The sequence below is a fragment of the Sporomusaceae bacterium genome (genome assembly GCA_031460455.1).
In the GTDB taxonomy this organism is placed as follows: Bacteria; Bacillota; Negativicutes; order Sporomusales; family UBA7701; genus Anaeroselena.
In genome coordinates, this window is the sequence record JAVKTQ010000011.1 from 80,124 (window position 1) to 102,291 (window position 22,168).

The window sequence follows — 22,168 nt, forward strand, 5'->3', positions numbered from 1 at the left end:
TCATTCCTCCCTTTCGCCGGCCAGTTCCAGCCCTACCGCCAGGCCGGCGGCGATACCTGCCGCAAGGTCGGTTCCCGAGGCGGCGCCGCTGAGCAGCACCGGCCGCGCGGCGGCGGCGATGTCGTGCGACGCGGGGCCGGTCATTGCCTCAAGCAGCGCCACGACCCCCGCCCGGGTGCGGCCGCGAGCGGCGTGCCGCAGCATTGCCCGGCTCACCGTCCCCGTTGCCGCGCCGGCCGCCAGGACGGCGGCGACTTTCCTGTGGCGGCGGCCGAAGGGGCCGGCCGGCATATTGAAAGTTACCATCATTCCGGCGAGGAAGTCGTCGCCGGAGGGTGTAAGGCCCGTACCCAAGCCGATCAGTCTATTGCCGGCGGCCAGCGCGTCGTCGAGTTGCCCGGCGGCGAGAGCGCCAGCCAACGCCGCGGCCCGCTCGGCCAGCCGCTGTTCCATAATGGTGCGGGCATCTCCGGCTATAAAGGCCTTCAGACCGCCGTCCCGTCCGGAAGCGATAATCTCGTTTTTAAGGATTTCGAGACTGGCTGCCAGGCAGCGCCTTGCGGCCGGCATGGACGGGAAAGCCGGCAGAGCCGCCGACCAGGCCCGCACCCTCCCGGCAATAACCGGTACCGGACCGCAGGCCAGACCGCCATCAATGGTCGCCACCGCGTCACCCGGCTTTACGCCTAGGTTGTCCAGCGATCTTGCCGCCGAAACCCGGACCCTTACCGTCCCCGGCGCGTCGTCGAGATTTTCGGCCACAAAGGAGTAGAGCCTGTCACGGGGGCCGGTGAAATTGACCGCTTTCGCGAATACGCTGTGCACGCGTCCGCGGAAAGGCCGCCCGAACAGGGCGTCTCTGGCCGCCGCGTCCACTGACAATGCTTCCAGCAAGGACTTCAGCCTCCCAAGAGTGAAACGCCCGCATAGGCGGGCGTTCTACGGCTGTTATAATGTGCCCGTCTGTTTGTATCCCTTAAGCGCTAATAAGCAGCCGCGATTTCATAGTTGCCGCTGCCATTCAGTCCTTGTTTTTCTCGTCCACTACGTGAATGGTGGGTGCGCTCGGCTCGCTGTCGTTGGATATGCCCAGCTGGTCGAAGAGCGCGAACACCAGGCTGATGACGATGGCGACGACGGTGCCGAGAGCCATGCCCTTGAGTTCGACGGTGCCGAATTTGACGGCGGCGCCGCTTATGCCGCTGACGAGGACGACCGAGGTGAGGATAAGGTTCTTGGATTTGGTGTAGTCGACTTTCTTCTCGATGAGCATGCGGATACCGGCGGCAGCAATGACGCCGAACAGCAGGATGCACACGCCGCCCATGACCGGCACGGGGATGCTGCGGATGAGGGCCGAGAATTTGCCGATGAAGGATACGCAGATGGCAATGATGGCCGCACCGGCGATAACCCAGGTGCTGAAGACCTTGGTGATGGCCATGACGCCGATGTTCTCGCCGTAGGTGGTGTTGGGGGTGGCGCCGGCAAAGCCGGACAGGATGTTGGATATGCCGTCGCCGAGGAGCGATTTGTGGAGGCCGGGGTCTTTTATGAGGTCGCGCTCGACGATGTTGCCGGTGACGACGAGGTGGCCGATGTGCTCGGCGAGCACGACCAGGAAGGCCGGCATGATCATCAGGATGGCGGAGATGTTGAATACCGGGGCGTAGAAAGTAGGCATGCCGAACCAGGGAGCTGCCGCGACCGCGCCGAGGTCGACGATGCCCATCGCCAGCGACAGGGCATAACCGGCGATGACGCCGATGAGAACGGGGATAACGGACAGGAAGCCGCGGAAGAGCACCGAACCGAGGATGGTGACGCCGAGGGTGAACATCGAGACAGTGACGGCGGTGGCATACGGGATCTTGAGTTGCTCGATGAGCTTGCCGGTGAGGCCGGCCATTTCGGTGGCCACCGGCGCGAGCTCAAGGCCGATGATGGCGACGATGGCGCCCATGGCGGCCGGCGGGAAGACGACGTCCAGCCAGCGGACGCCGGCGACTCTGATTATGAATGAGACGATGACGAAGAATATGCCGAACATGATGAATCCGCCCTGGGCGGCCGCGTATCCTCCCAGGCTGGGCACCGCCATGACGGCGAAGACGGGAGCAATGAAGGCGAAGCTCGAGCCCAGGTAGGCCGGGATGCGCCCGTTGGAAAAGAAGAGGTAGACGAGGGTGCCGACGCCGTTCATCAGCAGGGAGGTTGCCGGGTCGACCTTGAATAGGAACGGGACGAGGACGGTGGCGCCGAACATGGCAAATAAGTGCTGCAGGCTGAGGGGGATCGTCTGGGCGAGGGGCAGTCGTTCTTCAACTTGAATGATTCGTCTTTCCATACCTTGAGTCGCACCTTCCTATTATGTATTTTTGACCGCCGCCGGGCGGCGGCCATGGCGAACACGCGAAAGTCAATTTTCGCGTGTCTGCTTCTTCTTCAGCGCCGCAAGCACCTTTTCCGCCGACAGCGGCAGATCCAAGATGCGTACGCCGGTGGCGTGATACACGGCGTTGGCGATGGCCGGGGCGGTCGGCACCATCGTCGGTTCGGCGATGCCTTTGACGCCGAAGGGACCGTCGGCCTGGGGCGACGTCTCCAGGAGTATGATGTCCATTTCCGGGGTATCTGTGGCGGTGGGGATTTTGTAATCGACGAAGTCGCTGTTGAGGGGCTTTCCGTCAACCAGCACGAGGTGCTCGTACAACGCCGACCCCAGGCCCTGTACGATGCCGCCCTGCACTTGCCCTTTGCACATGGCAGGGTTGATGATTTTGCCGACCTCATAGGCGGCCGTCACTTTGAGAACGGTTATTTCCCCCGTCCTGGCGTCGACCTCGATATCGGCAACCTGGGTGCCGTAGGTCCAGAAGGCGGCCGGTTTGTCGCCCTGGCCGGTTTCTTTGTCGAGGCCGGTGATGCCGGCGGGGATGAACGCCCCCCGGCCGATGACCGGGCCGCCGATCGCGCCTTCAGGCAGCAGGTAACCCATGGCGATGTCGCTGACCGCCAGTTTGCGGGCCGGGTTGGCCAGCGGGAATATCTGTCCGTCTGCGATGACGAGGTCGGTCGCCGGTATGGCCAGCACCTGCGCTGCCACGGCAAGCAATTGGGCCTTGGCGTCCCTGGCCGCCGCCAGCACGGCGTTGCCGGCCGAGTAGCTGATGCGACTGGCGACCGTTTGCCACTCGTAGGGAGTATAGTCGGTATCAGGGAGGGTAACGACAACTTTGTCGGCCGCGAGCCCCAATTCCTCGGCGGCGATCTGGGCGAGGGCGGTGAGCGAGCCCTGGCCGATTTCCATGGCGGTTGTCAGGACGTGGGCGGTGCCGTCTTCGTTGAGCTTGATGATGGCCGACGACTGGGCGTTGGGCGGCATGGAGGGCGCCTTGTACATGCAGGCTATTCCCCGGCCCCGCAGCTTATGGGCGGTGGATGCGGACGGCACCGGACCGCCCCAGCCGCACTTCGCGGCCACGGCGTCGATGGTGTCGACGAGCGTCGCCCCTTCCATCGGCCCGCCGAACGCGCCCAAGCTTCCTTCGCGGAGGGCGTTCATGCGCCGGAAAGCCAGCGGATCGATACCCAGCTTTTCGGCGAGGATATCCATCTGCTGCTCGATCCCCCAGTGGATTTCCGGCATGCCGAAGCCGCGCATCGGCCCGCCGACCGGGTGATTGGTATACACGCAGTAGGAATCTGTTTTGATATTGGGTATCTCGTAGGGGCCTGACGAACAGTAACCCCCGCTGCGGGTGATGTTGACGCCGTACTCGGTGTATGCGCCGCCGTCCCAGAAGAGTTCGGCCTCCAGGGCGACGAGGCGGCCGGTCTTGTCGGCCCCCGTCTTGAGCCTGGCCACCAGCCCCTGGCGGACAAAAGTGGCCTGGAAGACCTCCTCGCGGGTCAGCGTGAGCTTGACGTGATAGCCGGGCAGACGCATGGCGAGCGGCACGACGAGCGCCTCGCAGGTCACCCCGGCCTTGCCGCCGAAGCCGCCGCCGACGTAAGGGGTGATGACGCGGATCTTGCTCATCGGCAACTCGAAGGCGGTGGCGATGAGCTTACGTACGGCGTTGGGCGACTGGCTGGAAGCCCACAGCGTAACCTTGCCGGCCCGGTCGACCTGGGCGACCGCCGCATGGGGCTCTATCTGGGAGTGCTGGATATGGGGCAGGGTGTAGACGTTCTCCACGACGACATCAGCGGCGGCGAAGCCTCTGTCTATATCGCCCTTGCGCAGTTTGAAGTGGTTGGAGATATTGGTGCCGGGGACCGGGTGGATGAAGGGCGCGCACGTATACTCGCCGAGGTGCTCGTGAAGCAGCGTCCCGGGCGCTTTGGTGGTGATGCAGGGCAGGCCCTGCCACCACAGGTCGCTGGACGCCGGGGTCTCGTGCACCAGGACATCGCGGCCGAGGGCGCCCGAAACCGGGTCGAACACGCCCGGCAGAGGCTCGTATTCGACTTTTATCAGTTTTACCGCTTCGTTCGCGGCTTCAATGCTGTCGGCGGCTACGCCCGCGACCGGCTCGCCGACGAAGCGGACTTTGTCGGTGGCGTAGACTGTCCGGTCGGCGAGATAGAGCCCGATGTAATGCCGGCAGTCCCGGCCGGTGACAATGGCCTTGACGCCCGGTACTTTGGCCGCTTCGGCGGTGTCGATGGCGAGAATGCGCGCGTGCGGGTGGGGGCTGCGGAGTATTTTGGCGTGGAGCAGCGAGGGGCCGAACTGGATGTCGTCAACGAACCGCGCCGCACCGGTGACCTTATCGACCGCGTCCTGGCGCGGCACGCTTTTCCCGAGTACCCGGTGCTCAGCCATGGCGCTCACCTCCCGCGGCAACGGCCATGATAGCTTTGACGATATTCTCGTAACCGGTGCAGCGGCAGAGGTTGCCGCTGATGAATTCCTTGACCTCGGCCTCGCTGGGGCGGGGATTCTGGGCGAGCAGCGCCTTGCCCATGAGAATCATCCCCGGGGTGCAGTAGCCGCACTGGAGGGCGAAGTTGTCGACAAAAGCCTGCTGCAGCGGGTCGAGCCCTTCCGGACCGCCGAGGCCTTCAACGGTCAGCACTTCGGCGCCGTCGAGCTCCACGGCCAGCACGAGGCAGGAGTTGACCGGCTTGCCGTTCAAGATGACGGTGCAGGCGCCGCACTCCCCGGCTTCGCAGCCGCGCTTGGCGCCTGTGAGGCCGAGATCCTCGCGCAGTATATCGAGCAGCGTGCGGTGGGGTGCGAGGGTGAGTTTCTCGGACTGTCCGTTAACTGTCAGGGTTACTGTCTTCACGCCCTCACCTCCTCCGTCAGTGTCAGCAGCGCCTGCTCGGTCAGGGCGGACACCAGTTCGAGGCGGTATTCGTCCGAACCGCGCACATCGGTTATCGGCCTGGCCGCCAGCCGGGCAAGGCGGGCTGCTTCGGCCGCGGTGGCTGCCGTGAAGCCCTTGTTTGCGAGCAGGCGCTCGGCCTCGCGGACGCGGATAACGGTCGGCCCCACCGCGCCAAGGGCGATGCGACAGCTGCCGCCCGCGGCGTATACGGCGACGCTGGCGGTCGCCAGATCGAGCGACGGTCGGCGGGCTTTGCGCAGGAAAACGCCTCTGCCGCCCCCGCCGTTCATCCGCGGCAGCACTATGGCGCTCACCACCTCGCCGATGAGGAGAACGGTGCGGCCAGGCCCGGTGAGGAAACGTTCCACCGGCACGAGGCGGTCGCCATGGGTGCCGTGGATTTTGATATTGGCGCCCAGTACGACCAGCGCCGGCACGGTGTCGGCCGCCGGCGAGGCGTTGCAAACGTTGCCGGCCAGGGTCGCCCGGTTGCGGATCTGGCAGGAGGCCACGCTGTGCATAGCCTGGCAGAGCACACCGTATTCGGGGTAGGCCGACAGATACTTTTCCCCGTCGTTGAGCGTCACCGCCGCGCCGATTTCCACACAATCTTCGGCGACGTTTATCTGATCGAGTCCGGGAACGGTTTTGATATTCAGCAGGTGGCGTGGCTGGTGGCGACCCTTGCGCATCTGCACCAGGAGGTCTGTCCCGCCGGCCAGCACGCGAGCCGTCTCGCCGTGAGCGGCGAGAAGCGAAGTGACCTCGGCCAGCGATTGCGGCTCATGGTATTCGAACATGCCATCACCTTCTTTAGAATAAATATACAAAATAAATTATATTTATGCAATACCTTCCACAAAAAGCAGCCTCGGAACAAGGCTGCGATTTTGTAGTGAGTATACCCAAGATGTCAACATTGACAGTGCGATATGAAGTTAGTCCATACAATATATTGGTATTCGGAAACGGGAGAAAAAAATCCTGCTGTTCAAGGGCAGTTTAAAGGAAAAAACGCGCCCGGCGGGACGCGTCAGGATGTCTTAAGCTTTTTACGTTAATAGTTGTGTAGCAGGTATTCGTACGCCACCAGAGCCGCTTTTGCGCCGTCGCCGGCGGCGATGATGATTTGTTTGTCGGGCCCGCTGGCCACGTCCCCAGCGGCGAATAGGCCCGGCACGGCGGTCGCCGTGCGGCAGTCCACCTCGATTTCCTTATACTCGTTTAAGTCGGCAACGCCAGCGGCGAATTCGGTATTGGGGTCGAGGCCGATCTCGACAAAGATTCCCTGGACAGCCAGTTCCCTTTCCCTTCCGTCGTCGCAGGCCGCCACCACGAATTTTTCGACCGTATCTCCGCCGTAGATGCTACGCGCGACATAGCCCCGCAGTACCTCGACCTTTCTGCTCGCCTCCAGTTTCCCGACGACGACCGGGTCGGCCTTGAACCGTCCCCGCACCACCAGGACTACCTCGCTGGCGATCGCGGCAAGTTCGATGGCGGCCTGCAGGGCTGAGTTGCCGCCCCCCACCACCGCTACCGCCTTGCCGGCGTACAGCGGTCCGTCACAGGTGGCGCAGTAGCCTACCCCGCGCCCGGTGTATTCAATCTCTCCCGGCACGCCGAGCCTCCGGGGACGCTTGCCGGAGGCGATTATCACCGTTTTGGCCCGATATTCAATGTCGCCGCAGCGTACGAGGAAGGCGCCGTCGCCTGACCGCTCCAGCCTGGTTACTTCTTCGTATACGATATTGGCCGGATAGCGTTTGACGTGTTCTTCGAATTTGCCGATCAGTTCCGGCCCGCTGATGTACTGAAAACCGAGGTAATTTTCTATTTCCCGCGTCCACATCATTTGTCCGCCGAGATCCTTCGTGAGCAGCAGGGTGTCCAGCATTTTGCGGGCGGCGTACACCGCGGCTGTCATCCCGGCCGGTCCGCCGCCGATTATTATCAGATCGCGCATAATCTCTCACCGCCTGTGTCGCTTCGGCCTGCGGCTTGCGCGCCAGCCGAGAATTTGTTAGTATTAGACATGATTTGGTAATACCGAGGTGAACAGCTGTGATTACTCCGGAAGTAATTGCCCGCATCAACGAGTTGGCCCGCAAGCAACGCGAGGGGACTCTGACCGAACCCGAAAAGGAGGAGCAGGCCAAGCTCCGCCGCCTTTACATCGATCACGTCAAGGGCCAGGTCAAGGCCGCACTCGACGACGCGGTCAAGCCCCCCCACTCTGAGGGCTGTGACTGCGGCTGCCATCACAAGCACTGAGCACAGCCGCCCCCCCTTCTCTATCATATGCCCGCCGGGGCGAAAACGCGAAAGAGTGGCCGCCGACCTTCGCCATCGCCAGCGGTCGCGGCAGAGTTAAGACATACTGTGGGAAAATCGGCTAAAAAGAGCCGGGACTGATGTCCCGGCTCTTTTTCACCGCGGTTTGAATGTCTCGCAGTCGGTGTCGACCGTTTTCGCCGCATGCGGGCCATTGACCTCAATGGTGGACGCGTGGCAGTAGTTGCCCTTATCCCAGTGTTGGCAGCTGTCCACGTAGCATTCTACCGATGGCGTGATCTGCGTGCCCTCGACGAAGGCGGCCTTTACCGTGCCGCCCACGTTGGCGTTGTGGAGCGCCCCGACATAGTCGCCGACTCCCTTGCCGGCATGGAAGGATTTGCACTGGGTTTCGGCCGACGAGCGCGAGGCTCCGCCCCTTTCATCGTTGTATATGGCGATTTTCGCCGCCATGCACTGATCGCCCGGCATCCAGTGCGTGCACTGATCAACGCTGCATTTGACGAGAGGATTGACTGTTGACACAAAATCACCTCTTTCTTTTTTGATAGTTTTCGACGCCGACAGCGACTTTATCCATCAGTCGCGCAAAACGTCCGGCCGGGAAAATCCGCTCATACTGTCACCAGTTCCCACGCCGTCCGGACGTCGTATCCGCATCCCGGACAGTAGATCAGGTGCACGCATTGGGTATCCGGTGCGCCTTGCTGCAGGGATGTCGCATCCATGTAGGGACTGTACGGCCCGAAATAATTTTCCAGCGCCCCGCCGTCGGCCAGCGACCGGCCGCAACGCGGACACCTCGCCGCTACCTCCGTGAGGCCGTTACATACCGGGCAAACTTTCTCCACTTCAGAGCCCCCTCCGCCAAACCCAGAGATCATTGGCCGCATATCATAATAACAGAAGGAGATTATCGTAAACTTTTTCTTCAAAGGAGGGTATCGTATTGGCCATGCAAACTTCCAGCCCCGTCGGCGCCAGACGGGCCATCTTGTTTATCGCCGCAGGACTGTTCGGTTTTCTGATCTTCGGGGGACTGACGTCGCTCACGCTGGAAGCTCCGCGGGTAATCGGGCTGCACACCGTTCTTGAAGTGAGCAGCATCGCCTTCGGCTGTGTCGTTTTTTTCATCGCCTGGTACAGCAACGGCCCAATTCGTATCGGCGTGGCCGTCGTGAGTCTGGTGGTCCTCAGTTCGGTCATCCTCACCCTTGTCCACCTGATCGCGTACCCGAGGTTGCCGCTTGTGGGCGTGGATTCTACCCACGTATGGGTGACAGCCTGGCTGTTTTCAAGACTTGTGTGGTCTTTCGGCCTGTTGGCCGCCGTCACTTTGCCCGACCGCAACGGTATCACCTGCCAGCTTGCTTCCGGAGGGTCTCTCCTGTGCGGCACTCTGGTGGCCGTCGGCGGCCTAGTGGCCGACATTTTTATCGCCCCCGACTTCTGGCCCTACCTCTACAATATCGACAGCCCCGACCACCCGGTGGCGGTTTATAGCCCCTACGTCTCCGGCGCAGCGAACATGGCGACATTTATTATTCTTCTCAGCAGGCCGACTAATAATGTGGGCGTTCTGCCGCATACCGCAGTGCTGTTCGGGGCGCTGGCCGATCTGAGCTTCGCGGTGGCCGGCCATTCCCCGGAAAGCCTCAATATCGCCGCGCATCTTTTTGCCGCTCTCGCCAATCTCTACATCCTGCGAACCTTGCACGTCGTCCTTATCCGCCAGCCGTTCGCGGACGCCATGACGTTGAAGGAGGATATGGAACGGCTGGCGGAGAACAACGCCCGGCTGTTCCGGGAGTCGGAGGAACAGCGCAATATGTTCGAAGATATCCTCGCCAACGTGGGGATGATAATTTCTTCACAGCTCAATTTGCGCGAGACTCTCGATGCTATCGCCGATATGGTCGCAGGCATGTTGCGGGCCCGGCAGTGCACCATCGCCCTCTTCAACGAGGACCGCTCGATCCTGAAGGTGGCGGCAACTTACGGCATGAACACGCCGCCGGATTATCTGCCGCTCAAGAACAGTGTGGCCGCGCAGGTGTGCGAAACGCAGACCGCCCTCACCGTCGACGATTTGTTGCTCCAGCCCGAGCTTTTCCGGCCGCAGTTGGTGTTTACCAGCATCCGGTCCGTCATCGCCGCCCCGCTGGTCAACGATCACGAGATAATCGGCGTTGTCGAGGCCTACTCAAGCGAAAAAGGCGCTTTTACCCCGCGCGACGTGCTTCTGCTCAAGGCGCTCGGCTATCACGCCGGCGCGGCGGTGGCCGGCGCTACTCTCCACGAACAAACCAAAACCCGTCTCGATGAGGAACAATACCTGTACAGGATTGCGCAGGCGTCCGCGACGACGGTAGATCCGGATACTATTCTCGAGCAGTGCCTGCCCTTCGCCGCCCAGGCTCTCGACGCCGATTTCGCGCTTGCTTTTCTCGCCGGCGGCCAAACAAATGAAACGCTGGTCTTTAAAGCAGCCGCGGGGCTGAGCTTCCGGCCGGCAGATATCGATCTGGGCGCTTATCCTGAACTGGCGACGCTCGTCGCCACCATGACCCCGGTAATGTTGCCCTCGGGAGATTCGCCGCCGCTAAAAGGGTTGTGCGGTGATAACGCTACGGGGCCGGTCATGGTGATGCCCCTGCCGGTAAACAACCGGCTGCTCGGCCTCATACTGCTCGGCTGGCGGCGGCGCGTCAATACGGAGAGATTCGAACGCAGCCCCTTCGCCACCCTGATGGCGCAACAAATTGCCCTCGGACTGGAGAAGGCCAGCCTGTATAACCAGGTGAAGGCTATGGCCCTGTCTGACGGTCTTACCGGTCTGGCCAACCGCCGTAACTTCGATATGTTCCTGGACGCCGAACTGCGGCGGGCCTCCACCCTGAAACGGCCTCTGAGCCTCATTATGCTTGACCTCGACAAGTTCAAGACCTACAACGACACTTACGGCCACCCTACCGGCGACAAGCTGCTGGCCCAGTTGGGCGACATCCTTCGCCAGAATACCAGGACGATCGATTTTCCGGCCCGTTACGGCGGCGAGGAATTTTCCGTCATCCTGCCGGAATGCTGCGCCACCGAGGCCACCGCCCTGGCCGAGAAGATCAGGCGGACAGTTGAGACAGGCGCCTTCCCCGACAATGCCGGCACTTTCACCGCCCGCATAACCGCCAGCCTGGGGGTGGCGACCTACGATCCTGCCGTGAACGCTGCGCCGCCCGACGCCGCAGGCTTCATCGCCGTCGCCGACAGCGCCCTTTATCAGGCGAAGCAGGGCGGCAGGAACAAAGTGGTTAGCACGCCTCTGGTGTGATACAGGCGCAAGGTTGTTGGGGTCGCAGGGTTACAGCCTGCGACCTTTGCGCGGGGCGGCCGTATTTTCCAAGGAGGGAAAAACCGACAGCCAGAGAATACTAGAGGAAAAGTCCGGGTAGGGGGAATCAAGTTGCGCAACAAGATAATGATCCTGACACTAATCCTTGCCCTGGCCGCGGCGGCAGTCGCCGGCTGCGCCACAGCGACCAAGCCTGGCGGCAAATATCTGCGCTACTCGGCTGGCACCGAGCCGGAGACCATCGATCCCCGCAAGTCTACAGGCTCGCCGGAGGCGATCATCGAGGCGCAAATTTTCGAGGGGCTGACGGTGCTTAACGCCAAGGACGCGCCCGCGGCGGCCGTGGCCGAGAAGTGGGATGTGTCCCCCGACGGTCTCACCTATACCTTCATTCTGCGCACCAACGCCAAATGGTCGAACGGCGACCCTGTGACCGCCCACGACTTCGAATATGCCTGGAAATCGACTCTCGCTCCCTCCTTCGGCGCCAAGTACGCCTATCAGCTCTATTACCTCAGGAACGGCGAAAAATACAACAAGGGGCAAGCCGAGGCGGTCAGCGTCGGCGTTAAGGCGCTCGACGACCGCACCCTCAGGGTTACGCTGGAGAAGCCCACCCCCTACTTCCTGACCCTTACCGCCTTCCATACCTATTACCCGGTTCACAGTAAGACCGCCGCCGCCAACGACAAGTGGGCCAGCGACCCCAAGACGCTGATCGGCAACGGCCCATTCAAGGTAACCGGCTGGGTTCACAACAGCAAGATCGAGTTCGCCAAGAACGAACACTATTGGGACGCGGCCAAGGTCAAGATGGCGAAAATGGAGTTCGTCCTTACCGACAGCGCCACAACCGAATTGAATATGTTTGAAAACAACCAGATCGATCTGGGCGGCAACGTGCCTGCCAGCGATATCCCCCGTCTGCTCAAGGAGGGCAAGCTCAGGTTCGAACCGCTGCTAGCCACCTATTTCTTCAGCTTCAACGTCACAAAGCCGCCGTTCGACAACGTCAAGGTCCGCAAGGCTTTCGCCCTTGCTATCGACCGCGGGGCGATCGTTCAGAATGTCACCCGCGGCGGACAGAAGCCGGCCCTCGCCTGGGTCCCGCCCGGCCTGGCCGACGCCGCGCCGGGGACCGATTTCCGGAAGGCGGGCGGCGATTTCTTCGCCGACAACGATGTTGCCGCCGCCAAACGACTGCTTGCCGAGGCGGGCTATCCCGACGGCAAGGGACTGCCGCCCGTGACGCTCATCTATAACACCAGCGAAGGCCACAAAGCGATTGCGGAGTCGGTCCAGGAGATGTGGCGCAAGAATCTGGGCGTCAACGTGCAACTGGCCAACCAGGAGTGGAAGGTGTTCATCAACGCCCGCGCCAAGGGCGACTATCAAGTGGCCCGCCACGGCTGGACGGGAGATTATCTCGACCCGATGACCTTCCTCGACATGTTTGTTTCCGACAGCGGGACCAACGATTCGCAGTACAAAAATCCCGCATTCGACGACCTGATCAAGCGGGCCAAGGAGACGAACGACCAGGGGCTTCGGATGCGGCTCATGCATGAGGCGGAGAAAATCTTCATGGATGAAGCCGTTATCGCTCCCGTTTACTACTACACCAACGCCGTCCTCGTCAAACCGAACGTCAAAGGGTACGTCCGCTCAATCACCGGCCTCTATTTCTTCAAGGAAGCTTATGTGGAATAAAAATGACCCGACTGATGCCACGCCGGTAAAGGCGTGGCATCTTTTTTCCCTCGTGACCCGGCGGTATGACATAAAATACATGTCGCCCAGTCACGAGGATAATCGGCGCTGACAGAGAACAAGGTAATAGATAACTGCAAGAGGAGGTCAGCCGCTTTGCTGCAGTATACCGTCAGCCGCTTCGTGTCGATGCTGCTAGTGCTGTTCATAATCACCACCGCCACCTTCTTGTTGATGCATGCCATCCCCGGCGGCCCCTTCACCGCCGAGAAAAACCTGCCGGAAGCGGTGCTTAAAAACCTCAATGAGCGCTATCATCTCAACGATCCCCTCTTCAAACAGTACACCGACTATCTCGCCAATGTCGCGCGCGGCGACCTGGGGCCCTCCTTCAAATATGAAGCCCGGACCGTAAACGATATAATCGCCGAAAGCTTCCCGGTTTCGGCAGAGCTGGGCCTGACCGCCGTGGCTATCGCGCTGGCCTGCGGCATCCCGATGGGGGCAATGGCCGCGCTCCGCCAGAATCGCTGGCCGGATTACCTGTGCATGTTCGCCGCCACCATCGGCATCTCGGTGCCCGGCTTTATCCTCGCCACACTCTTCATCTACGTCTTCGCCCTTAAGCTCGAACTCTTCCCCGCCGCCATGTGGGGCGGCCCGGAGTATGTCGTCCTGCCGGCGCTGGCCCTGGCCGCTTTCCCGATGGCTTTTATCGCCCGCCTCACCCGGTCGAGCATGCTGGAGGTGCTGGGCCTCGATTTTATCCGCACCGCCCGCGCCAAAGGCCTGACTTCGTTCGTCGTCGTCTGGCGCCACGCCCTGAAAAACGCCCTCATCCCGGTCGTCACTTATCTCGGTCCGCTGATAGCCGCCATTCTGACCGGCAGCTTCGTTATCGAATCGATCTTTGCCATTCCGGGGCTCGGCCGCCATTTCGTTACCAGCATCTATAACCGCGATTACACCGTGATTCTCGGTATCACCATTTTTTACAGCACCTTGCTCGTTATTCTCAACTTTCTCGTGGACATAGCCTACGCCTGGCTTGACCCCCGCATCAAGCTCGGCGGCGGAAAGGGGGAATAGCCGTGCCAACCGCGCCCGACTTTACCCCCGTGAACACCGCCGCGGCCATAGCCGATCCCACCCGTCCGAATACCACCTACTGGCAGGACGCCTGGCGCCGCCTCCAGAAAAATAAGCTGGCCATGGCCGGCCTTGCCGTTATCGTGTTCATCGCTCTGATGGCCGCCGTTGGCCCCCTCTTTTCACCCTACTCCTATTCCGATCAGGTGCTGGCCGACGCCAATCAGCCTCCCTCCGCGCAGCACTGGTTCGGCACCGACAACCTCGGTCGCGATCTTTTCACCCGCGTGCTTTACGGCGCCCGCATCTCGCTGTCCATCGGCATCGTCGCCAGCCTTATCAATCTGACGATCGGCGTCGTCTACGGCGGCGTATCCGGCTACTTCGGCGGCCGGGTGGACAGTGTGATGATGCGCCTTGTCGATATCCTGTACGGCATCCCGCTGCTGCTGTTCGTTATCTTGCTGATGGTCGTCCTCAAACCCGGTCTGACCAACATCTTCATCGCCCTCGGCCTGGTCTACTGGCTGGGCATGGCCCGCATCGTCCGCGGCCAGGTGCTGGCGATAAAAGAACAGGAATACGTGCTGGCCGCCCGCCTGGTAGGGGCCGGGTCGCGGCGGATAATCCTCCGCCACCTTGTCCCCAACAGCATGGGGCCGATTATCGTCACCCTTACCCTCTCCATCCCGGAGGCAATTTTTACCGAAGCCTTTCTCAGTTTCATCGGCCTCGGCGTTTCCGCCCCCATGGCCAGTTGGGGCGTGCTGGCGTCGGAAAGCCTCGCCGGCCTGCGCTCCTATCCTTTCCAGCTTCTTTACCCGGCGCTGGCCATCAGCGTGACCATGCTGGCTTTCAACTTCCTCGGCGACGGGCTGCGCGACGCCCTCGACCCGCGGATGCGCAAATAATGCCGGAGGTGCCAAGATGCAGCCGCTCCTCAGCGTTGAAAACCTGACCGTCAAATTCCATACTTACGCCGGCACCGTCCAGGCCGTCCGCGACATCAGCTTCACCCTGTCCGCAGGGGAGATTATCGGCATCGTGGGCGAGTCGGGCTGCGGCAAGAGCGTCACCGCCAATTCGCTGCTGGGACTCATCCCGACGCCGCCAGGGGAGATTACCGCCGGCCGCATCCTGTTTGCCGGCGAAGACATTGCCGAAATGGACGAGAAGGCGCTCTGCAAGCTGAGAGGCAACGCCATCAGCATGATTTTCCAGGATCCGATGACTTCGCTCAATCCGGTGCTGACCGTTGGCAACCAGCTTGCCGAGTGCTTCACAACCCATCAGCGGCTGAGCGGCGCAGAGGCCGCCGAGCGATCCGTGGCCATGCTCCGGCTGGTGGGCATCCCCGCCCCGGAGGTGCGGCTGGGCCAGTACCCGCACCACCTCAGCGGCGGCATGCGCCAGCGGGTCATGATCGCGATGGCTCTGGCCATGAATCCCCGCATCCTGATCGCCGATGAACCGACCACCGCTCTTGACGTCACCATCCAGGCCCAGATAATCGATCTGATGAAAAAGCTCAACAGCGAGCTGGGCACAGCCATCATCCTCATCTCCCACGACCTCGGCGTGGTCGCCGGCCTTTGCGAACGGGTCCTCGTCATGTACGCCGGCCAGATCGTGGAGTCCGCCCCGGTCGCCGCGCTCTACGCCCAGCCCCGCCACCCTTATACCCTCGGTCTGCTCGACTCGGTGCCCCGGCTTGACGCCGCCCGCTCGCGCCTCACGTCGATCGACGGCCAGCCGCCCGACCTGCTGGCTCCGCCGGCTGGCTGCGCCTTCGCGCCCCGCTGCCGCTTCGCCATGAAGGTCTGCGAAGAAGCGCCGCCCCTCATCGCGGCCGGGCCAGATCACCTTAGCCGCTGCTGGCTCAACCACTCCGAATGCCCCCGGACACTGCCCGCCAGGGCGGTAAAGGAGGTTCTGCCCGCATGAGCGCCCCATCGATCGAAGTAAAAAACCTCAGCAAATTTTTTGTCACCGCCCGCACCCTGTTGGGCAAACCCCGCGCGACTGTCAAGGCAGTCGAAGATGTCAGCTTCTCTGTCGCCGCCGGAGAAACACTCGGCCTTGTGGGCGAAACCGGCTGCGGCAAGTCGACTGTCGCCCGCACCCTTGTGGGCCTCTATACTCCCAGCGCCGGCGAGGTCCTCTTCCGCGGACAGGATGTTCACGCCGCCCTGGCAGGCCCGGAAGGCGCCCAATATCGCCGCCGCATCCAGATGATCTTCCAGGATCCCTACGCCTCGCTTAACCCCCGCATGACGGTCGGCGACATCGTCGGCGAGCCGCTTGATATCCACGGCCTTGCCGCCGGCGCCGAACGCCGGGAGCGTATTATGCACCTGCTCGGTCAGGTCGGCCTCAGCCCCGAACATGCCAACCGTTTTCCGCACGAATTCAGCGGCGGTCAGCGCCAACGGGTGGGCATCGCGCGGGCGCTTGCCGCCGGGCCGGAGTTTCTTGTCTGCGACGAGCCCATCTCCGCCCTCGACGTGTCGATCCAGGCTCAGGTTGTCAACCTGCTGCAGGATCTGCAGGCCCAGTACGGTCTCACTTACCTTTTCGTCGCCCACGACCTTTCGATGATAAGGCACATAAGCAGGCGCGTAGCCGTCATGTACCTCGGCACGCTGGCGGAGATCGCTCCGGTCGACGAGCTTTATACCAACCCGCAGCATCCATATACCCAGGCGCTCCTGTCGGCCATACCAATCCCCGACCCGCTGGTGGAAAAAAAACGTTGCCGCGTCATCCTCGGCGGCGATGTCCCCAGTCCCCTCAATCCACCGCCCGGATGCAAATTCCATACCCGCTGCCCCTGGGTCTTCGACCGCTGCCGGCGCGATGTCCCGCCTTTACTCGCCCGCGGCGACCATTTCGTGGCTTGCCATCTCGTCAACGGCTAGCCGCCCCGTAATAACGCTGCAACCGCGCATAAAAGCCGCGGTTGTTTTTTTGCCGGCCGGCAGGTGATGATCTGTGTCGTATTCTGAATTTTGGAATATTTTCGTTGACTTTCCATTTGAATCTGTGGCATAATTTTTGTATACACGTATACATTATTCAATTCGCTTGACCCGTAACCGTTTCGGTTTGGCCAGCAGCCTTCCAGGTTTGTATCCTTGGCGTCATGAGGAAAGAAAGCTGATACGGCTACGGGAAAAGCGTGTTGATATCAACGGTATCAACACGCTTTCACTAATCGAGCCTCTCTTATATTGCCGCTACGGAGCCACGGAAAAAAACAGGAAAAAGAGTAAGCTTGGCATAAATAAACTAATAATACTACAAATCGCTTATGCCGAGGTGATTAAAATGCCTACAAGCTCCACCGCCCTCAATATCAGACCCCGCATCCTCTACCAGGTTGCCAAGGCTGCCTGGGAAGGCAAGCTTTTCGAGCGGCGCGAGGATATCTGCCGCATGGTTCACGCCGAGTTCTCCGATCGGATCACCCGCCGCCAGGTTGCCAACCAGATCCGCATCGCCATGGGCCTCGACCCCCACGACAGCGATACCGTCATCGGCGACCATGACGCCGAAGCCCTGATGGGCATGGCCAGCGAGCCGTTTGTCATCGCCAACCCCGGCGCCTGCCAGAGCTGCGCCGCTGAAGACCGGAACTGCCAGCGCGTCTGCCCGGTAGGCGCCATCAGCCGCGACGATTTTGACCGGGTGCGGATCGACCACGAGCGGTGCCTCGGCGAGGGCCATTGCGTGGAAGCGTGCTCTTTCGGCGCGCTGGCCGAGAAGTCCAATTTCGTTCCCCTCATCAATCTCCTCCGGCAGAACGACAGGCCGGTATACGCTTCGGTCGCCCCCGCCTTTGCCGGCCAGTTCGGCCCGGCAGTCACCGCCGGCAAGCTGCGGTCGGCTCTGCTGAAGATCGGCTTTGCCGAGATGGTGGAGACCGCTCTCTATGCCGACCTCATCACGATGAAGGAATGCTTCGAGTATGACGAGCATGTGCAGACGGAACAGGACTTTCTCATCACCAGTTGCTGCTGCCCCGTGTGGATAAAGCTCATCGAAAACCGGTTCCCCGAGCTCCTGGCCCACATTTCCCCGTCCGTTTCGCCGATGGTGGCCTCAGCGCGGGTCATCAAAGCGTTCGAGCCAGACGCCAATGTTGTCTTTATCGGTCCCTGCGTCGCCAAGAAATCGGAAGCCGCCCTCCCTGGTCTCAGCGGGGCCGTCGACTTCGTCCTCACCTTCCAGGAGCTTACCGCTATCTTTGAGGCCACAGGCATCGACCCCGCCGACCAGCCTGACGAAGAGAATGCCCAGGCGTCGTGGGGCGGCCGGGTTTATGGCCGCACCGGCGGCGTAAGCGCTGCCGTGGCCGCCACCCTCGCCAAGCTCATCCCCAGGCGGGCGGAAAAATTCGTAGCCCGCCAGGTCGACGGCATCCCCGACTGCCAAAAAATGCTTGAGGAGTTGAAGGGGGGCGATTTCGCGGCTAACTTTGTCGAAGGCATGGCCTGCAAGGGCGGCTGTGTCGGCGGACCGGGGCGCATTCTGCCGCCTGAGGAGGGCGCCCGCCATGTCAACGCCTATTCTGAGACCTCGGTCAGCCATATCCCCCCGGAGAATCCCCAGGTGTATTCCCTCCTCGCGCGGTTGAGCCACGAGACCGCTACTCCCTCGTTAACCGGGGAGGGGCCCATCGCTACTCTGCTGGCGCGCAAGCTCGACCGCACTTAATGTATACATGCCCGGTCGATTGCACGCTGGCAAATAATAGGGTAGAATTAGTTTATTGCGGACTTTTTTTCAAGGGAGGCAGTATTTTGGCTAATAAGAATCCTTTAAAGATCTGCGAAACAGTCTTGCGTGACGGCCACCAGTCGCTGGCCGCCACCCGCATGCGCACGTCGGATATGATTCCGGCGCTGGAGCAGCTGGACGAGATTGGCTATTTCTCGCTGGAGTCATGGGGCGGCGCAACGTTCGACAGTTGCCTGCGTTTCCTAAACGAGGATCCCTGGGAGCGCCTGCGCACCATCAAAAAATACCTGAAGAAGACTCCCCTGCAGATGCTGCTCAGGGGCCAGAATGTTCTCGGCTACAACCACTACGCCGACGATGTCGTAACGGAATTCGTCAAGCGGGCCGTCGACAACGGCGTGGGTGTCATGCGCATATTCGACGCGCTTAACGATGTCCGCAATCTGGAAGCGGCGATGCGGGCCGCCAAACAGTCCGGAGCTCACGTCCAAGGGGCCTTCGTGTACACGATAAGCCCCTTCCACGACAACAACAATTTCGTTAAAGTGGCCAAAGACCTTGTCGACCTCGGCGCCGACTCCATCTGTATCAAGGATATGGCCGGCCTGCTGGCGCCTTACACTACCTTCGAACTGATCAAGGCCCTCAAAGCCCAGATCAGCATCCCCATCCACCTGCACAGCCACTACACGAGCGGTATGGCATCGATGGCCTACCTCAAGGCCGCCGAAGCCGGCGTCGACATCGTCGACTGCTCGCTGTCCCCCTTTGCTCTCGGCACTGCCCAGCCGGCCACCGAGGCGATCGTGGCCGCTTTCGAGGGTCACGAACGCGACACCGGCCTCAAGAAGGAAGCCATGTACCCCATCGCCGACCATTTCCGCGGCGTTAAGAAGCAGTTGGCCGAGACTTTCAAGCTCAACACCGCCATCGATATCGACACAAAGGTGCTGTCCTTCCAGATCCCCGGCGGCATGATGTCGAACCTGCTCAACCAGTTGAAGGAAATGGGCATGGCCGACAAGTATCCCGAGCTGATCGAGGAGATGCCCAAAGTGCGCGCCGATCTCGGCTACCCGCCCCTCGTTACCCCCACCAGCCAGATCGTCGGCTCGATGGCAGCCTTCAACGTCATCATGGGCAAATACAAGAACGTGCCCCGCGAGGTCAAGGACCTGGCCCGCGGCAAGTACGGCCGCACCCCGGCGCCGATCTCCAAGGAGGTGGCCGATATCATCCTCCAAAATGAGGAGATCATCACCCACCGCCCGGCTGACGACATCCCGCCGCAGCTTGAAGGCCTCAAGCAGGCCCTGGCCGAAAAGGGCTACCCCAATGCCTCGATTGAAGATGTGCTGTCGTACGCCGTCTTCCCGGACGTGGCGCTGAAGTTCTTCGAAGCCAACCGCAAGTAAGTAACAAGCAAAACCCCCTGGCCGTGGCGCCAGGGGGTTTTGTTATGGGTTGTAGAAGCAGCTTTTGCCGACGAATTCCCTAAGTATCGAATTGGCCGGGATGTCTTCTTCCGACAGGGGGGTGAAGTAACGCAGGAAGTTCAGGAGCCGTTTGGCTTCCGAATACATCGGGCTTTCGGGGCCGATCTGCTGCAGCAGTCCTTCGGCACAGTTGCGCAGTACCCCCAACTCGTAGATCAGGGCCGAGTTGAACATGATGTCGGCATCTTCTTGAAAGGGGAATATGTTGCGCTCTTCGCCCCGCCTTACCGAGGGCCATACTTCCAGTGTCTTGAGCGCGTCGTGAGCGCGGAACTGACTGTCGCGCACGATCCGGCGGATGAGCCGCGTGTCGGTTGTGGGGATGCGGTTATGGTTGTCGATCGAAAGCTGGGTGAGGGCACTGATATAAATTTTTATTTTGTTTTCCCGCGGCACCGCGCGGGTCAGGCGCTCATTGAGGCCGTGAATGCCCTCGATGATGAGGGGCTGGTCGGGTTCGAGCTGGATGCGGCGGCCGCGGTACTCCCGCTGGCCGGACATGAAGTTGTAAGTGGGCATTTTGACCAGTTCGCCCCGCAGGAGCCTTACAAGATGCTCGTTAAAGAGCTCCAGGTCAATGGCTTCAATGGCTTCAAAGTCGTAGTCGCCCTTCTCGTCCCGGGGCGTATGGTCGCGGTCGACGAAGTAGTCGTCGAGGGAGATGGGCACGGGCCTGACGCCGTTGACCCTCAGCTGCACGTTGAGGCGCTGGGCGAAGGTGGTTTTGCCGGACGAGGAAGGCCCGGCGACCAGGATAACCCGCACATCGCTGGTGTGTGAGCTGATGTAGTCGGCGATTTGGGCGAGTTTCTTTTCGTGCAGGGCTTCGGCGATGCGGATGATCTCGGCTGCCTGGCCCTGTTCGACGTATTCGTTGAGATTGGCCACATATGGGCAGCGGAGGATTTTTCCCCATTGCTCGGCTTCCTGGAACACTTTGAACAGTTTAGGCTGCCCGACGTACGGCGGCAGGACCGCGGGGGCGTCCTTCTCCGGGAAGCGCAGGATAAAACCGGGCGGATGGTATCTCAGCTCGAATATCTTCAGATAACCGGTGCCCGGCACCATCGTCCCGTAAAAATAATCATACTCGTCGCCGCAGTAGTACACGCTCACAAGTTCGCGTTGCAGTTGGCTGAGCAGTTTGACTTTGTCGGTTTGGCCCGACGCCTTGAAGAGGGCAATGGCGTCGGCGCGCAGCATGCTTTGGCGGACAAACGGCCGGTTCTCGTCGACGATCCGGCGCATGCGCTCCTGGAGGCGGCCGATATCTTCCGCGGTCAATTCGCGGTCGAGATGGAGTTCGCAGTAAAGCCCTTTGCCGAGCGAGTGTTCAACGGTAACTTCGGCGGCGGGGAAAAGGTCGCGGGCCGCTACGACGAGGACGAAGGACAGGCTGCGGCGGTATACGCGCATCCCCTCCTCGCTGGTTAGGTCGAGGAAAGATACCCGACCGCCGTCCCTGACGGCGGTCTGCAAATCCTTGACGTCGTTGTCGATATTCGCCGCGACGATGGGCGAGGTAAAAAGGTGAGCCACGTCCCGGCTGACGTCCAGCAACGTCATGCCTGCATCGTACTCGCGGCTGGTATCGCCAATTTGGACTGTAACCAATGAGTCCCCCTCCGATCAGGCGGGGCCGCGCCTTTACGAGGCGCTCGCCGACCGCCCGGTATTCTGCAACTGCAACCTAATAACCATTCTATACATCCTGCCGCTATTTATTCGCCGGGGATCTTGGCTGGGCGCACAAGCGGCTGCCGATAAATACTTTCCTTGTAAAATAGTATATAGGATTAGTGCCAAAAACGCCAGATAACGGCAGCATAATCTCCTTTTTTCGGCCTTACGTGAGGAGGAGTGAACTCTTGTTCACTCCTCCTCATCCCGCCCTGTTAACGTTGCCTGAGCATGCGCATAAAGCGGTAGGCCATGATCGACAGCGGCGCGCGGTGGACGGCGAAGCGCATACCGAGGATGAAGAGCATCACCGCACCGAAAAGGTGGACGATCCAGAAACCGGTCCGCGGAAATTCCAGGGGGGTGTCGTCGATCCAGTTTTCGTGATACTGTCCCACGGATATCATCAGCCTCCTTTGGCGATAGTATTGCCAAAGCAGCCTCTTCTCTCATGCGGGAAAAAAAGGAAG

At 61.1% G+C, this 22,168-nt stretch carries 19 protein-coding genes; 9 read left to right on the forward strand and 10 right to left on the reverse strand.

The window, feature by feature from the left end; translation table 11 throughout:
- The 6 genes from RIN56_15245 to RIN56_15270 form a co-directional block, all read right to left on the reverse strand.
- Positions 1–894, reverse strand: coding sequence for a DUF2877 domain-containing protein (locus RIN56_15245; protein ID MDR7868151.1), 894 nt, complete (start codon positions 892–894; stop codon positions 1–3).
- A 127-nt stretch (positions 895–1,021) separates the two neighbouring features.
- A complete protein-coding gene (gene uraA / locus RIN56_15250; protein MDR7868152.1) occupies positions 1,022–2,347 on the reverse strand; it encodes a uracil permease in 1,326 nt (441 codons plus the stop codon).
- A gap of 72 nt (positions 2,348–2,419) precedes the next feature.
- Complete coding sequence (locus RIN56_15255) at positions 2,420–4,831, reverse strand: xanthine dehydrogenase family protein molybdopterin-binding subunit (protein ID MDR7868153.1); 2,412 nt, start codon at positions 4,829–4,831, stop codon at positions 2,420–2,422.
- On the reverse strand, positions 4,824–5,297 hold the full coding sequence (locus tag RIN56_15260; protein MDR7868154.1) for a (2Fe-2S)-binding protein: 474 nt from the start codon (positions 5,295–5,297) through the stop codon (positions 4,824–4,826). Before RIN56_15260 ends, RIN56_15255 begins: the two co-directional genes overlap by 8 nt.
- Positions 5,294–6,139, reverse strand: a complete 846-nt coding sequence (locus tag RIN56_15265; GenBank protein MDR7868155.1) for a xanthine dehydrogenase family protein subunit M — start codon at positions 6,137–6,139, stop codon at positions 5,294–5,296. The genes RIN56_15260 and RIN56_15265 overlap by 4 nt, the downstream gene beginning before the upstream one ends.
- Before the next feature lie 257 nt (positions 6,140–6,396).
- A complete protein-coding gene (locus RIN56_15270) occupies positions 6,397–7,305 on the reverse strand; it encodes an FAD-dependent oxidoreductase (GenBank protein ID MDR7868156.1) in 909 nt (302 codons plus the stop codon).
- A gap of 98 nt (positions 7,306–7,403) precedes the next feature.
- Between RIN56_15270 and RIN56_15275 the strand changes: the two genes are divergently transcribed.
- Positions 7,404–7,613, forward strand: coding sequence for a DUF896 domain-containing protein (locus RIN56_15275; GenBank protein MDR7868157.1), 210 nt, complete (start codon positions 7,404–7,406; stop codon positions 7,611–7,613).
- Between the two features lie 156 nt (positions 7,614–7,769).
- On the opposite strand, the gene RIN56_15280 is transcribed toward RIN56_15275, so the two are convergent.
- Entirely contained in the window at positions 7,770–8,159 is a 390-nt protein-coding gene (locus RIN56_15280; GenBank protein MDR7868158.1) for a DUF1540 domain-containing protein, read from the reverse strand.
- 89 nt (positions 8,160–8,248) lie between these two features.
- Positions 8,249–8,485 (reverse strand): hypothetical protein, encoded by a 237-nt coding sequence (locus RIN56_15285; protein ID MDR7868159.1) that lies wholly within the window; start codon positions 8,483–8,485, stop codon positions 8,249–8,251.
- A 104-nt stretch (positions 8,486–8,589) separates the two neighbouring features.
- Here RIN56_15285 and RIN56_15290 point away from each other — a divergent pair, with 104 nt between their 5' ends.
- The 8 genes from RIN56_15290 to RIN56_15325 all read left to right on the forward strand — a co-directional run bounded on the left by RIN56_15290 (position 8,590) and on the right by RIN56_15325 (position 19,937).
- A complete protein-coding gene (locus RIN56_15290) occupies positions 8,590–10,962 on the forward strand; it encodes a diguanylate cyclase (protein ID MDR7868160.1) in 2,373 nt (790 codons plus the stop codon).
- 132 nt (positions 10,963–11,094) lie between these two features.
- The gene (locus RIN56_15295) at positions 11,095–12,693 is read left to right on the forward strand and encodes a peptide ABC transporter substrate-binding protein (protein MDR7868161.1); all 1,599 of its coding nucleotides are present in this window, start codon (positions 11,095–11,097) and stop codon (positions 12,691–12,693) included.
- Between the two features lie 156 nt (positions 12,694–12,849).
- The gene (locus tag RIN56_15300) at positions 12,850–13,782 is read left to right on the forward strand and encodes an ABC transporter permease (GenBank protein MDR7868162.1); all 933 of its coding nucleotides are present in this window, start codon (positions 12,850–12,852) and stop codon (positions 13,780–13,782) included.
- A gap of 2 nt (positions 13,783–13,784) precedes the next feature.
- Positions 13,785–14,693, forward strand: a complete 909-nt coding sequence (locus RIN56_15305) for an ABC transporter permease (protein MDR7868163.1) — start codon at positions 13,785–13,787, stop codon at positions 14,691–14,693.
- 16 nt (positions 14,694–14,709) lie between these two features.
- Complete coding sequence (locus tag RIN56_15310) at positions 14,710–15,726, forward strand: ABC transporter ATP-binding protein (GenBank protein MDR7868164.1); 1,017 nt, start codon at positions 14,710–14,712, stop codon at positions 15,724–15,726.
- Complete coding sequence (locus RIN56_15315) at positions 15,723–16,700, forward strand: ATP-binding cassette domain-containing protein (protein MDR7868165.1); 978 nt, start codon at positions 15,723–15,725, stop codon at positions 16,698–16,700. Before RIN56_15310 ends, RIN56_15315 begins: the two co-directional genes overlap by 4 nt.
- A 409-nt stretch (positions 16,701–17,109) precedes the next feature.
- Complete coding sequence (locus tag RIN56_15320; GenBank protein ID MDR7868166.1) at positions 17,110–18,498, forward strand: [Fe-Fe] hydrogenase large subunit C-terminal domain-containing protein; 1,389 nt, start codon at positions 17,110–17,112, stop codon at positions 18,496–18,498.
- 86 nt (positions 18,499–18,584) lie between these two features.
- Positions 18,585–19,937, forward strand: a complete 1,353-nt coding sequence (locus RIN56_15325) for a pyruvate carboxylase subunit B (GenBank protein ID MDR7868167.1) — start codon at positions 18,585–18,587, stop codon at positions 19,935–19,937.
- 42 nt (positions 19,938–19,979) lie between these two features.
- Here the strand turns inward: RIN56_15325 and RIN56_15330 are convergent, their stop codons facing one another.
- Both RIN56_15330 and RIN56_15335 read right to left on the reverse strand, forming a co-directional pair.
- Positions 19,980–21,584: a nucleoside kinase gene (locus tag RIN56_15330; protein ID MDR7868168.1), complete on the reverse strand. Its 1,605-nt coding sequence runs from the start codon at positions 21,582–21,584 to the stop codon at positions 19,980–19,982.
- 329 nt (positions 21,585–21,913) lie between these two features.
- Positions 21,914–22,105: a hypothetical protein gene (locus tag RIN56_15335; GenBank protein ID MDR7868169.1), complete on the reverse strand. Its 192-nt coding sequence runs from the start codon at positions 22,103–22,105 to the stop codon at positions 21,914–21,916.
- Positions 22,106–22,168: the final 63 nt, after the last annotated feature.

Coding starts and splice junctions, on each gene's coding strand:
- RIN56_15310 (MDR7868164.1), top strand. CDS start 14,710: ATGCAGCCGCTCCTCAGCGTTGAAAACCTGACCGTCAAATTCCATACT.
- RIN56_15270 (MDR7868156.1), bottom strand. CDS start 7,305: ATGCGCGATCTGATAATAATCGGCGGCGGACCGGCCGGGATGACAGCC.
- RIN56_15265 (MDR7868155.1), bottom strand. CDS start 6,139: ATGTTCGAATACCATGAGCCGCAATCGCTGGCCGAGGTCACTTCGCTT.
- RIN56_15255 (MDR7868153.1), bottom strand. CDS start 4,831: ATGGCTGAGCACCGGGTACTCGGGAAAAGCGTGCCGCGCCAGGACGCG.
- uraA (MDR7868152.1), bottom strand. CDS start 2,347: ATGGAAAGACGAATCATTCAAGTTGAAGAACGACTGCCCCTCGCCCAG.
- RIN56_15290 (MDR7868160.1), top strand. CDS start 8,590: ATGCAAACTTCCAGCCCCGTCGGCGCCAGACGGGCCATCTTGTTTATC.
- RIN56_15335 (MDR7868169.1), bottom strand. CDS start 22,105: ATGATATCCGTGGGACAGTATCACGAAAACTGGATCGACGACACCCCC.
- RIN56_15330 (MDR7868168.1), bottom strand. CDS start 21,584: ATGACGTTGCTGGACGTCAGCCGGGACGTGGCTCACCTTTTTACCTCG.
- RIN56_15320 (MDR7868166.1), top strand. CDS start 17,110: ATGCCTACAAGCTCCACCGCCCTCAATATCAGACCCCGCATCCTCTAC.
- RIN56_15315 (MDR7868165.1), top strand. CDS start 15,723: ATGAGCGCCCCATCGATCGAAGTAAAAAACCTCAGCAAATTTTTTGTC.